We start from the raw sequence: 13,875 nt of genomic DNA, 5'->3' as shown, positions 1-13,875 counted from the left end.
TAATCATAATGGATCTCAATATTAATCAAAATGAGAAATAAATCACCTTTTTATTAAAAAATTAATTTTTTTAAAGTCACAAACCAACACATATAATATTTAATAAAAATGCCACCAGCAAATATATTGCCACTTATCTTTTCTCTGGTAATCTAGTTTACTATAAATTATCGCTCTCCAATATTCGACGCCAAGAAGAAGTGGTTATTTTATTTATCCTTTTCGTAACTATTGACAAAACAATTCCCATATAAAAATTGCAATTTATAAAGCCAACATACACTTACAGTGCATAATAAGGTTATTTAGGAACCAGATGATTTAATGTATTATAAGGTATAACATTCATATTGACTTACCTGTTCTCTTAACCAAGTAATAAATGCCTCAATTTTTGGCCACTGCCTGCCCGGTAATGTGGTGATGTAATAATGCTGATGGCATTTCACCGTCATATCGCCAAACGGCGCGACGAGCTCACCACTGGCAAGCCTTTTTTGTACCATACGTTTCCTTCCCATCGCCACCCCAATATGATTCATCGCGGCGATAACGGCTAAATCAGAGCGATCAAAGCCAATTCCAGAAGATGTTGGCAAATTAACCGCATAATGTTGCGCCCAACTATGCCATTCATCCGTACCGGAGTCGTTGCTCCATGCCTGTCTGTCATGGAGCAACGTACAGTGACGCAGGTTAATTACCGTGTTGGTTAAATCATGTCTTTGAGCGTACTCCGGGCTGCAAACTGGCAAGATTTCTTCATCCATCAGAAAGTGATGAGCCAATTGCGCTGACGGCGCATCATCAAAGTAGATCGCCAAATCGATTCCGGCACGTTGCAAATTGACATTGTCATTACCAGTGAGCACGGTGAGCGAAATAGACGGATATCGGCGTGTAAAGTCACCTAATGCGGGCACCAACCAGCATTGGGCGATAGAGGGCCGGGAATACAGCGTTAACGTTCCCGATAACTCCTGATTTTTGATATCCAGAATTTCCTGATTCAGGGTATCCAGCGACGATTTTAGCGCCCAATAAACACGTTTCCCCTCGTGCGTTAATTCCACTTTGCGATGGGAACGAACAAACAACTGAATACCTAATTCTTCTTCCAGCTGATTGATACGGTGACTTACCGCACTGGGGCTCAGCGACAATTCCTCTGCCGCGAGAGCGAAGGACTGATGCCTGGCAGCCACTTCAAAAGTATGCAGTTTTGATAGTTGCCAGCCGTTAAGCAGTCGATTTCTTATTTCACGAAGGGGTTCCATAATCACCTCATTTTTCTCTTAAGTGTAAAAAAATAGCGGCAAAATTTCAGCTGTAAGGTGAGCTAAAGTGAACCATATCTCAATTCACCTTCATTTTTAGATGTAAATCACTCCCTTGATGCAATTTAGCTCATGTGAAAGGCAAATTTTATCGTTTGTCAGCCTGCGTTGTTTTTTTGTCCAATATCATCAGGTTAATCACAGGGGAAGGTGAGATATGCACTCTCAAATCTGGGTTGTGAGCACGCTGCTTATCAGCATCGTGTTAATTGTACTGACCATCGTGAAGTTCAAATTCCACCCGTTTCTGGCGCTGTTGCTGGCCAGCTTCTTCGTGGGAACGATGATGGGCATGGGGCCACTGGATATGGTAAATGCTATTGAAAGTGGAATTGGCGGAACGCTGGGGTTCCTCGCTGCGGTTATCGGCCTTGGCACGATACTGGGAAAAATGATGGAAGTATCCGGGGCCGCAGAAAGAATTGGTCTGACACTTCAACGCTGCCGGTGGCTTTCAGCTGATGTCATTATGGTGCTGGTTGGCCTGATTTGCGGCATCACGCTGTTTGTTGAAGTGGGCGTCGTGCTATTGATTCCTCTGGCTTTTTCAATTGCCAAAAAAACCAATACCTCATTGTTAAAGCTGGCCATTCCGCTGTGTACCGCATTGATGGCAGTGCACTGCGTGGTTCCCCCACATCCGGCTGCTTTATATGTTGCCAATAAGCTGGGCGCAGATATCGGTTCGGTGATCGTCTACGGTTTGCTGGTTGGGCTGATGGCATCACTGATCGGTGGCCCACTTTTCCTTAAATTTCTGGGTCAACGACTGCCCTTTAAACCTGTACCCACAGAGTTTGCCGATCTCAAAGTTCGCGATGAAAAAACACTACCGTCATTAGGCGCAACGTTATTCACCGTACTGCTACCCATTGCGCTGATGTTGGTTAAAACGATTGCCGAATTGAATATGGCACGTGAGAGTGGTTTGTATACCTTGCTTGAGTTTATTGGCAACCCTATCACTGCCACGTTTATCGCCGTGTTTGTCGCCTATTATGTGTTGGGTATACGTCAGCATATGAGCATGGGGACGATGCTCACACATACGGAAAATGGTTTCGGTTCTATTGCTAATATTTTGCTGATTATCGGGGCCGGAGGCGCATTCAACGCCATTTTAAAAAGCAGCAGTCTCGCTGATACGCTGGCAGTTATTCTCTCCAATATGCATATGCACCCGATTCTTCTGGCCTGGTTGGTGGCACTTATTCTGCATGCTGCAGTGGGCTCCGCTACGGTGGCAATGATGGGGGCAACGGCAATTGTTGCACCCATGCTGCCGCTGTATCCCGACATCAGCCCGGAAATTATTGCGATTGCTATCGGTTCCGGTGCGATTGGCTGCACGATCGTTACGGACTCACTTTTCTGGCTGGTGAAGCAATATTGCGGCGCTACGCTCAATGAAACATTTAAATACTATACGACAGCGACATTTATCGCTTCAGTCATCGCTCTGGCGGGCACATTCCTGCTGTCATTTATCATCTAAGCGCAAAGAGACGTACTATGGAAAACGCTAAAATGAATTCGCTCATCGCCCAGTATCCGTTGGTAGAGGATCTGGTTGCTCTTAAAGAAACCACCTGGTTTAATCCTGGCACGACCTCATTGGCAGAAGGTTTACCTTATGTTGGCCTGACCGAACAGGATGTTCAGGACGCCCATGCGCGCCTGTCTCGTTTTGCGCCGTATCTGGCAAAAGCATTTCCTGAAACGGCTGCCGCGGGGGGGATTATTGAATCAGAACTGGTTGCTATTCCTGCTATGCAAAAACGGCTGGAAAAGGAATATCAACAACCGATCGCCGGGCAATTGCTACTAAAAAAAGACAGCCATTTGCCGATTTCCGGCTCCATAAAAGCACGTGGCGGGATTTATGAAGTCCTGGCCCATGCTGAAAAACTGGCTCTGGAAGCGGGTTTGCTGACACTTGAGGATGATTACAGCAAACTGCTTTCCCCGGAGTTTAAACAGTTCTTTAGCCAATACAGTATTGCTGTGGGATCAACCGGAAATCTGGGGTTATCAATTGGTATTATGAGCGCCCGCATCGGCTTTAAAGTAACGGTGCATATGTCTGCTGATGCCCGCGCCTGGAAAAAAGCGAAACTGCGCAGTCATGGCGTTACTGTCGTGGAATACGAGCAAGATTATGGTGTTGCCGTCGAGGAAGGACGTAAAGCCGCGCAGTCTGACCCGAACTGTTTCTTTATTGATGACGAAAATTCCCGCACGTTGTTCCTTGGATATTCCGTCGCAGGCCAGCGTCTTAAGGCGCAATTTGCTCAGCAAGGTCGCATCGTCGATGCTGATAACCCTCTGTTTGTCTATCTGCCGTGTGGTGTTGGCGGTGGTCCTGGTGGCGTCGCATTCGGACTTAAACTGGCGTTTGGCGATCATGTTCACTGCTTTTTTGCCGAACCAACACACTCCCCGTGTATGTTATTAGGCGTCCATACCGGATTACACGATCAGATTTCTGTTCAGGATATTGGCATCGACAACCTTACCGCTGCCGATGGCCTTGCAGTTGGTCGCGCATCGGGCTTTGTCGGGCGGGCAATGGAGCGTCTGCTGGATGGTTTCTATACCCTTAGCGATCAAACCATGTATGACATGCTTGGCTGGCTGGCGCAGGAAGAAGGTATTCGTCTTGAACCATCGGCACTGGCGGGTATGGCCGGGTCTCAGCGCGTGTGCGCATCAGTAAGTTACCAACAGATGCACGGTTTCAGCGCCGAACAACTGCGTAATGCCACTCATCTGGTGTGGGCGACGGGAGGTGGAATGGTGCCGGAAGAAGAGATGAATCAATATCTGGCAAAAGGCCGTTAATAACGTTTCAACGCAGCATCGCCATCCTTTCCCTGGGTGAGCGATGCTGCCGATGACGCAGACTTAAGATTCTGCCGTTTTACCTGCTATAGCCTCCTCTTTTTCCATCACCCAACGCCTTTCGCTGTAAACGGCGGTTTCGCAAACCAAACCAAAACCGTAAGTAAGATAAAAGCAATAGCCGCCATACGGAAAATCTCATTTGCAGAAATAGAAAGTGACTGCTGAGTTATTTCATTATTAATTTCATTAAGAACTCCTGAAAGCGAACCATAGTATTTATCCATAATTTGTGACGATGAATTAAACACGGGGTTAAATTGATCGATGGTTGCTGTCAACTGACTATGGTGTAACGATTCGCGGCGTCCCCACAGTGTCATTGTCAACGACGTACCAACTGATCCTGACAAGGTGCGAAAAAAATTACTCATACTCGAGGCATTGGCAAATTTATTATCTGGCAAGCCTGAAAACGAAATCGTTGTTAAGGGTAAAAAGAAACAGGCAACGGCGAATCCCTGAAAAAACTGTGGCAAAATGATGCCTGTAAAATCAATCGTTGGCATAAATGTCACAGAACGCCAGTAATAGCAAACCGCATACATCAAAAAACTAAATGTCACCAACAACCGCATATCAATTTTGTTGCCATAACGTCCTATCAAAGGTGATATTAATAGCGGCATGATACCGATGGGCGCATAGGCAAGTCCGGCCCATATCGCATTATACCCCATCGTTTCCTGGAGTAACTGCGGCATAAGAACTATCGCTCCAGAGTAAAATAAATACGCGCATGTGATACTCACAATACCAATGGTGAAATTACGGGACTTAAACAAACTGAGGTCAAGAATCGGATTCTCTGAGGTCGACTCCCAAATGACTAAAGAGATCAGAGAAATAACTGATACTACTGTTAGTAGTATTATTGTACTCGAGTTGAACCAATCCAGATCGCGCCCTTTATCAAGCATAATTTGCAAGCCACCAACACCGAGCACTAACAGGGTCAGTCCTGGTAGATTCATTTTGACCGGTGAAGTCTCAGTTTCTCTTCCTTTAAGTAAGGTTAAGCATAATGTCAGGACGATAATCCCCATAGGGACATTGATTAAAAATATCCAACCCCAGCTAAAGTTATCGCAAATATAGCCGCCCAATATCGGCCCACATATCGGAGCGATAATCACGGTCATTGACCATAATGCCAGAGCAAATGTTCTTTTTTCTGGTGGATAATTCCTTAATAATAAACTCTGTGACAGTGGAATTAACGGCCCCGCCATTAACCCCTGAACGACTCTAAAAAATATCAGCACATCTAGATTGGTCGATAAACTACACATTAATGAAGACAGCGAAAAAAAGGTTACTGAAAGTAAAAATAACCTTAATTCGCCTATTCTTTGTGCCAGCCTGCCGGTAACAGGGATCGCAATGGCATTTGCTACGCCAAACGAGGTGATAACCCAGGTGCCTTCGTCTGTTGATGCTCCCAGAAAGCCAGATATTGTCGGTATTGCGACGTTAGAAATAGTGGAATCCAACATTTGCATAAACGTCGCTAATGACAATGCAATAGTGACGCACCATAACGTCCCACCGGTTAATGGTGCAGGAGTTGATTTAGTGATTGCCATTAAAGTTGTCCATTATGCGAAATAATGTTGCTAATTTCTTTTTCTATCGGACTGGTATCGATAACTAAAGCCTTACTGGTATAAGCAGGCATGGACGTCACGGTTGAAGCCAGATCGGGCATCTCGGCAATGTCTTCATTCTTCGTATCAATAGTTGCAGTCATCGATAAACCAATGCGCAAAGGGTGTTCCATGAGTTCTTTTGGATCCAGAGAAACTTCAACCGGTACACGCTGAACGATTTTGATCCAGTTCCCTGTCGCATTTTGTGCAGGTAATAAGGAGAACGCATTGCCGGTTCCCATATTGATCCCTGTCACCCGACCATGAAACACAACATTTTCACCATAAAGATCGCTGATAATATTGACCGATTGACCAATCCGTACATCCGTGAGTTGTGTTTCTTTAAAGTTGGCATTAACCCACATTTGACGCGCCGGTACGACAGCCATTAACGATTGTCCGGGACTCACTGTTTCGCCGACCTGAACACTTCTCTGGGCAATATAACCGGTAACCGGACTCTTAATATCCGTACGTTTAAGCGCCAACCAGGCTTCTTTGGTTGCATCTGCAGCTTCAATGACTTGTGGCTGACGGTTTAATGGTGTGTTCATTACTAAAGCTTTATTCGCTTTATAAGCCTGGATAGCAGCATTCAATGCCGCTTTGCTACTTATTAACGTATCTTTGGTATGCTCCAGCGCTTCTTTTGAAATAACCCCTTGCTTCGCTAAAGGCACACGACGGTTATAATCTTCTAAAGATTGTTGATACTGAATACGTGCTGAAGCGACTTCGGCACTGTATTGTTTATCCTGTAAGTATAGTTTATTCGTTTGCCGAACAATATTTGCCAGATTATTTTTAGCTTTATTGAGTGCGATAGTGGCATCAGTTTTATCCAGTGAAACTAAAATGTCACCTTGTCGAACGTAGTTCGTATCTTTATGATTAACGACAGTGACACTGCCTGAGACTTGTGCAGAAATTGGATCTGCATTTCCCGTGACATAGGCGTCATCTGTACTAATCATGTCTTTTAATTCCATTGACCAATAGGCATAGGCACCTGAAAACGCAATAAATAAAACTACCGCTAACAAAGCAAAATATTTTCTTCTGTCAGAATGTTTTTTATTTGAATTAATCTGTTCCACTATTATCTCTCATTTCGCATAGATGAAATTTATGAATTGAATGAAAAGAGTATTCATTCCTCATATCAAACACAGTGCATGTTTTGCACATTATCCCGGGAACGTTGGAGGGCTAATTTAAATGAAGTGCAAAAAAAACAACAGAGGACTAAACCGCGGCTTTTGCAATACAATTCTTACGCCTGTAGGATTAGTGAGAAAACTTATAGTGCTCATTTGAAACTATAAATCATCGGTATCATCCCTGATTTTATTGTTGACATTTTATTTATGCCGACTATTTATATGGTATACTTGTCGAATTATCTTAAAGGAAGCTCAAATTTTCTTATTTTTATTGAGAAAATGAGATGATACCTTATGTCTGTATTACTACAAGGAGAAGGGAAATGCTTCATTGCAAAGGGAATAATCTATGAACGCAATAATTATTGATGACCATCCTCTTGCTATCGCAGCAATTCGTAATTTATTGATCAAAAACGATATTGAAATCTTAGCAGAGTTGACTGAAGGCGGAAGCGCCGTTCAGCGGGTGGAAACACTTAAGCCTGATATCGTCATCATTGATGTCGATATCCCCGGAGTTAACGGTATCCAGGTGTTAGAAACGCTGAGAAAGCGCCAATATAGCGGAATTATTATTATTGTCTCCGCTAAAAATGACCATTTTTACGGGAAACATTGTGCTGATGCTGGCGCTAATGGTTTCGTGAGTAAAAAAGAAGGCATGAACAATATCATTGCGGCTATTGAAGCTGCAAAAAATGGCTACTGCTATTTCCCCTTCTCTCTCAACCGGTTTGTTGGAAGTTTAACGTCCGACCAGCAAAAACTCGACTCCTTATCAAAACAAGAAATTAGTGTCATGCGGTATATTCTTGATGGCAAGGATAATAATGACATTGCTGAAAAAATGTTCATCAGCAACAAAACTGTCAGCACTTATAAAAGTCGCTTGATGGAAAAATTAGAATGCAAATCACTGATGGATCTTTACACATTCGCACAACGTAACAAAATCGGCTAACCACATGAAGTTTTTACCCTATATTTTTCTTCTCTGTTGTGGTCTTTGGTCGACCATAAGCTTCGCAGACGGAGATTACATCGAATATCGTGGCATCAGTAGTAACAACCGTGTCACACTTGATCCACTACGTCTGAGCAACAAGGAATTACGTTGGCTCGCGAGCAAAAAAAATCTTGTGATTGCAGTACACAAGTCCCAAACAGCTACGTTGTTGCATACCGATTCGCAGCAACGGATTCGTGGTATTAATGCTGATTATTTAAATCTTTTAAAAAGAGCGTTAAATATCAAATTAACACTCCGGGAATACGCAGATCATCAAAAAGCAATGGACGCGCTGGAAGACGGTGAAGTTGATATAGTGTTATCACATTTAGTTGCTTCGCCGCCTCTTAATGATGACATTGCTGCAACTAATCCTCTGATAATTACCTTTCCGGCGCTGGTCACTACCCTTCACGATTCAATGCGACCGCTTACCTCATCAAAACCAGTAAATATTGCTCGAGTAGCAAATTATCCCCCAGACGAGGTAATTCATCAATCATTTCCAAAAGCAACAATTATCTCTTTTACAAATTTATATCAGGCATTAGCATCCGTCTCAGCCGGACAGAATGATTACTTTATTGGTAGTAACATCATTACCAGCAGTATGATTTCCCGTTATTTTACTCACTCCTTAAATGTAGTGAAGTATTATAACTCACCGCGTCAATATAACTTTTTATTAACCAGAAAAGATTCAATCGTTCTTAATGAAGTACTCAATCGATTTGTTGATGCTTTAACAAATGAAGTTCGCTATGAAGTATCACAAAATTGGCTTGATACAGGAAACCTGGCCTTTCTGAACAAACCATTAGAACTCACTGAACATGAAAAACAGTGGATTAAGCAGCATCCCGATTTAAAGGTGCTGGAAAATCCTTACTCGCCACCCTATTCTATGACAGATGAAACTGGCTCAGTTCGGGGCGTGATGGGTGATATTCTTAATATTATTACCTTGCAAACAGGTTTAAATTTTTCTCCGATCACCGTTTCACATAATATTCATGCTGGGACACAGCTTAACCCCGGTGGATGGGATATATTGCCCGCCGCTATTTATAGTGAAGATCGAGAAAATAATGTTTCATTTGCTGAAGTCTTCATAACAACGCCTTACGTTTTTGTCATGCAAAAAGCGCCTGACAGTGAACAAACATTAAAAAAAGGAATGAAAGTTGCCATTCCATATTATTATGAGCTTCATTCGCAATTAAAAGAGATGTATCCGGAGGTAGAGTGGATAAAAGTCGATAACGCCAGCGCTGCATTTCACAAGGTCAAGGAAGGTGAACTTGATGCTCTGGTCGCGACACAGTTAAATTCGCGTTACATGATCGACCATTACTATCCTAATGAACTTTATCATTTTCTTATTCCCGGCGTTCAGAATGCATCACTTTCGTTTGCTTTTCCTCGCGGAGAACCGGAACTTAAGGATATTATTAATAAAGCACTGAATGCAATTCCCCCAAGCGAAGTTCTGCGCCTGACCGAAAAATGGATTAAAATGCCCAATGTGACCATTGACACATGGGACCTCTATAGCGAGCAATTTTATATTGTTACGACATTATCCGTTTTATTAGTTGGCAGTAGCCTTTTATGGGGATTCTACCTGTTACGCTCAGTTCGTCGTCGTAAAGTTATTCAGGGTGATTTAGAAAACCAAATATCATTCCGGAAAGCGCTCTCGGATTCCTTACCGAATCCAACTTATGTTGTAAACTGGCAAGGTAATGTCATTAGTCACAATAGTGCATTTGAACATTATTTCACTGCTGATTACTATAAAAATGCAATGTTACCATTAGAAAATAGTGAATCCCCCTTTAAAGATGTTTTTTCTAATACGCATGAAGTCACAGCAGAAACGAAAGAAAACCGAACAATATACACACAGGTATTTGAAATTGATAATGGCATCGAGAAAAGATGCATTAATCACTGGCATACCTTATGTAATCTGCCAGCAAGCGAACATGCTGTTTATATTTGTGGTTGGCAAGATATTACCGAGACGCGTGATTTAATTCATGCACTCGAAGTAGAGAGAAATAAAGCGATCAATGCAACTGTCGCAAAAAGCCAGTTTCTGGCAACAATGAGTCACGAAATAAGAACACCAATAAGCTCCATTATGGGCTTCCTGGAACTACTGTCGGGTTCTGGTCTTAGCAAGGAACAACGGGTGGAGGCGATTTCACTTGCCTACGCCACCGGACAATCACTCCTCGGCTTAATTGGTGAAATCCTTGATGTCGACAAAATTGAATCGGGTAACTATCAACTTCAACCACAATGGGTCGATATCCCTACTTTAGTCCAGAACACTTGTCACTCTTTCGCTGCGATTGCTGCAAGCAAATCGATCGCATTAAGTTGCAGCAGTACGCTTCCTGAACGCTACCTGGTTAAGATCGACCCTCAGGCATTTAAGCAGGTCTTATCTAATTTACTGAGTAATGCTCTCAAATTTACTACCGAGGGGGCAGTAAAAATTACGACCTCCCTGGGTCACATTGATGACAACCACGCTGTTATCAAAATGACGATTATGGATTCTGGAAGTGGATTATCGCAGGAAGAACAACAACAACTGTTTAAACGCTATAGCCAAACAAGTGCAGGTCGTCAGCAAACAGGTTCTGGTTTAGGCTTAATGATCTGCAAAGAATTAATTAAAAACATGCAGGGCGATTTGTCATTAGAAAGTCATCCAGGCATAGGAACGATATTTACGATCACAATCCCGGTAGAAATTACCCAACAAGTGGCGGCTGTCGAGGCAAAAGCAGAACAACCTATAACACTACCTGAAAAGTTGAGCATATTAATCGCGGATGATCATCCGACCAATAGGCTATTACTCAAACGCCAGCTAAATCTATTAGGATATGATGTTGATGAAGCCACTGATGGTGTGCAAGCGCTACACAAAGTCAGTATGCAACATTATGATCTGCTTATTACTGACGTTAATATGCCGAATATGGATGGTTTTGAGTTGACTCGCAAACTCCGTGAGCAAAATTCTTCCTTACCCATCTGGGGGCTTACAGCCAACGCACAGGCTAACGAACGTGAAAAAGGGTTAAATTGCGGCATGAACTTATGTTTGTTCAAACCGTTGACTCTGGATGTACTGAAAACACATTTAAGTCAGTTACACCAGGTTGCGCATATTGCACCTCAGTATCGCCACCTTGATATCGAGGCCCTGAAGAATAATACGGCGAATGATCTACAACTGATGCAGGAGATTCTCATGACTTTCCAGCATGAAACGCATAAAGATCTACCCGCTGCGTTTCATGCACTAGAAGCTGGCGATAACAGAACTTTCCATCAGTGTATTCATCGCATCCACGGTGCGGCTAACATCCTGAATTTGCAAAAGTTGATTAATATTAGCCACCAGTTAGAAATAACACCTGTTTCAGATGACAGTAAGCCTGAAATTCTTCAGTTGCTGAACTCTGTAAAAGAACACATTGCAGAGCTGGACCAGGAGATTACTGTTTTCTGTCAGCAAAATGACTAAATAGCGGCTCCCACAATGTTCAAATGTGGGAGCTATTTACCAGCACATCTTACATTTATGATGAGAACTCCTGGCGAATTTGTTCCCCATGCTGGTCGAGCGTTGCCGCTCCCGGCATAACATGCGGGTCCGCGCAGCCGCTGATTTTTATCGGATTACCCGGCATCATTATTCCCCCGGCTTCAATCAACATATTTCTCGCCTGAGTTTGTGGTAAATTAATGGCCTCAGCCACACTTAATAACGGCGCGACGGGCACACCAACTTCATGTATTCTGGCTAACCAAACTTCAGCTACCTGCGTTTTTAACGTCCGCTCAATATATTCTTTAAGAATAGCCTGGTTATGTACGCGTAAAATATTGCTGCTAAATCGGGGATCATTAACCAGTTCCGTAAGCTCCAGTGCCTGGCATAACGCAGAAAAAAGCTTGTCATTACCACAACAAATCGTAATCGGCTTATCCTGAGTATCGAAAACATCAAAAGGTGCCATGTAGGGATGGCGATTTCCCAGGCGTTGTGGTGACTTCCCAGTCGCGATATATGCCATCAGTCCATGCTCCAGAAAACTCAGAGTGGCATCAAACATCGCTATATCGACATGCGCCCCTCTCTGGCTCTTTTCGCGGCCATAAAGTGCACTCACTATTCCACTGAATAAATAAACACCGCCACAGAGATCCGCAAGAGAGGTACCAACGCGCACTGGCGGAGCATCAGGGTATCCTGTTTCCATCATTATCCCGCTCATTGCCTGAATGATGGTATCGTAGGCAGGAGCATCTTTTAGCGGACCGGTATGTCCGAAACCTGACGATGAAGCATATATAAGGCGCGGGTTGATTTCTTGTAACCTTTCCCATGAAAACCCGAGTTTTTCCATTGTACCTGGGCGAAAATTCTCAGCTAATACATCAGCTTGTTTAAGCATATTTATAAATATACTTTTATCGTGATCATTCTTTAAATCAAGAACCACACTCTCTTTTCCATGATTAATAAAACTGTAATAGAGCGACTGTCCATCCACATAGGGACCAAATGTGCGGGTATCATCACCATGACCCGGCGGCTCAACTTTAATTACCCTTGCACCCATATTACAAAGAAGTTGAGTTCCGAAAGGCCCATTAAGGACATGCGTCATATCGATAACTAATAAGCCTTCAAACGGCCCTTTGCATTCATTATTTGTCATTTGCTTATGCCTTGAAAAAAGCCGAAGGTGAAAAGACACTTCGGCATTTATGTAAAATCAATAACATGATTAATTATGAAACCAGTCGACTGACATAAATCCACAAAGGAGCCGTGACGACAAAACCCAGTACGCTCACAGCCAATGACGCTGTACCAGTGCGGGTGTAGACATTAAACCGGCTGGCAATAATGATTCCGGAGAATGCCGGCGGTAATGCGCCTGCCAGTACCATCATCTGCAAATGTTCGCTATTCAAATGACATGCCATACCTACGAGAAGCAGCGCCAGTGGCATCAGAATCAGCTTCAGGAAGGTGTTATAAGCAATTTCGGCACTGAACTCGAATTTATGTGCAGCCAGAGTCAACCCCGCAGCGAATACCGCCACCCCTGAGTTAGCCTTCGCAATCAGATTAAAGGTTGGGTCCCATGCTGCCGGAATTTTTACCCCAACCAACACCAGGATCGTTGCCAGAACAGGTGCCCATACTACTGGCTCCTTTGCCGCAGAAATTAATGCGCTCAGATTACTATTCTTCTTACCATCCGCTCCTGAGGAAGGATTCAGCAAATACAGACCAATAGGAATAGTAATTGCGTTAACAATAATAGAAATAATTGCTACCACTAAACCTGTTGATACGGAATCACCATAAATAGGATCGAGAACTGCAAACCCCAGGAATCCAATGGTAGGTGAACCTGCAATTAATGCACATACTGCTGCTTCTGCATGGGTACGTTTAAAAAATTTGTAGCAACCGAACCAGGAGAAAAAGAAACATCCGACAATAACCACAAGTGATACAAGGGTCAGGCGAGTGTCCGCAAAAATCATTTCCCTGTTTGCCCGGGTAATAGAAACAAATAGAGCCGCAGGAAGAGCGTAGTTTAATACCAGTTTATTAAATGCCCGAGCTTGATCCTCTGAAAAAGTTTCTCGTCTGCCGCTAAAATAACCCAACAGCATGATTACGATAATAGGCAATAAATCGCCAATAAAAAATGTTAGCATAATAGTATTTCCGATAAGGGTCCCCTTACCATCGCATAATA

General features: G+C 43.2%; 9 protein-coding genes. 4 read left to right on the top strand and 5 right to left on the bottom strand.

The genetic code is table 11. The annotated features are described in order from the left end of the window. Nucleotides 1-329: 329 nt before the first annotated feature. Nucleotides 330-1,277 carry a DNA-binding transcriptional regulator DsdC gene (gene dsdC / locus HBM92_RS07265; RefSeq protein WP_001327519.1) on the bottom strand — a complete coding sequence of 316 codons (948 nt, stop codon included), beginning with the start codon at nt 1,275-1,277 and terminating at the stop codon, nt 330-332. Nucleotides 1,278-1,494: 217 nt separating this feature from the next. On the opposite strand from dsdC, the gene dsdX reads away from it, so the two are divergent. Together dsdX and dsdA are read left to right on the top strand one after the other, a co-directional pair. Then, complete coding sequence (gene dsdX, locus HBM92_RS07260) at nt 1,495-2,832, top strand: D-serine transporter DsdX (RefSeq protein ID WP_000556042.1); 1,338 nt, start codon at nt 1,495-1,497, stop codon at nt 2,830-2,832. Between the two features lie 17 nt (nt 2,833-2,849). After that, nucleotides 2,850-4,178: a D-serine ammonia-lyase gene (gene dsdA / locus HBM92_RS07255; RefSeq protein ID WP_000426391.1), complete on the top strand. Its 1,329-nt coding sequence runs from the start codon at nt 2,850-2,852 to the stop codon at nt 4,176-4,178. Between the two features lie 107 nt (nt 4,179-4,285). Here dsdA and emrY read toward each other — a convergent pair whose 3' ends face one another. Both emrY and emrK read right to left on the bottom strand, forming a co-directional pair. Continuing rightward, nucleotides 4,286-5,824, bottom strand: a complete 1,539-nt coding sequence (emrY, locus tag HBM92_RS07250; RefSeq protein ID WP_001018723.1) for a multidrug efflux MFS transporter permease subunit EmrY — start codon at nt 5,822-5,824, stop codon at nt 4,286-4,288. Continuing rightward, a complete protein-coding gene (emrK, locus tag HBM92_RS07245) occupies nt 5,824-6,987 on the bottom strand; it encodes a multidrug efflux MFS transporter periplasmic adaptor subunit EmrK (RefSeq protein WP_000435156.1) in 1,164 nt (387 codons plus the stop codon). The genes emrY and emrK overlap by 1 nt, the downstream gene beginning before the upstream one ends. 415 nt (nt 6,988-7,402) lie before the next feature. Between emrK and evgA the strand changes: the two genes are divergently transcribed. Together evgA and evgS are read left to right on the top strand one after the other, a co-directional pair. Continuing rightward, nucleotides 7,403-8,017, top strand: coding sequence for an acid-sensing system DNA-binding response regulator EvgA (gene evgA / locus HBM92_RS07240; protein WP_000991370.1), 615 nt, complete (start codon nt 7,403-7,405; stop codon nt 8,015-8,017). Between the two features lie 4 nt (nt 8,018-8,021). Further along, nucleotides 8,022-11,615 (top strand): acid-sensing system histidine kinase EvgS, encoded by a 3,594-nt coding sequence (gene evgS, locus HBM92_RS07235; protein WP_001305203.1) that lies wholly within the window; start codon nt 8,022-8,024, stop codon nt 11,613-11,615. Between the two features lie 55 nt (nt 11,616-11,670). Here the strand turns inward: evgS and yfdE are convergent, their stop codons facing one another. Together yfdE and yfdV are read right to left on the bottom strand one after the other, a co-directional pair. After that, on the bottom strand, nt 11,671-12,816 hold the full coding sequence (gene yfdE / locus HBM92_RS07230) for a CoA:oxalate CoA-transferase (protein ID WP_001296273.1): 1,146 nt from the start codon (nt 12,814-12,816) through the stop codon (nt 11,671-11,673). 73 nt (nt 12,817-12,889) lie between these two features. Then, nucleotides 12,890-13,834 carry a transporter YfdV gene (gene yfdV / locus HBM92_RS07225; protein ID WP_000955028.1) on the bottom strand — a complete coding sequence of 315 codons (945 nt, stop codon included), beginning with the start codon at nt 13,832-13,834 and terminating at the stop codon, nt 12,890-12,892. Nucleotides 13,835-13,875 lie beyond the last annotated feature (41 nt).

This window comes from Escherichia sp. E.sYA108, assembly GCF_011754335.1.
GTDB classification, from domain to species: Bacteria; Pseudomonadota; Gammaproteobacteria; order Enterobacterales; family Enterobacteriaceae; genus Escherichia; species Escherichia coli.
Note: the sequence above shows the minus strand (reverse complement) of the source record. Positions and strands in the feature narration are given on the sequence as shown.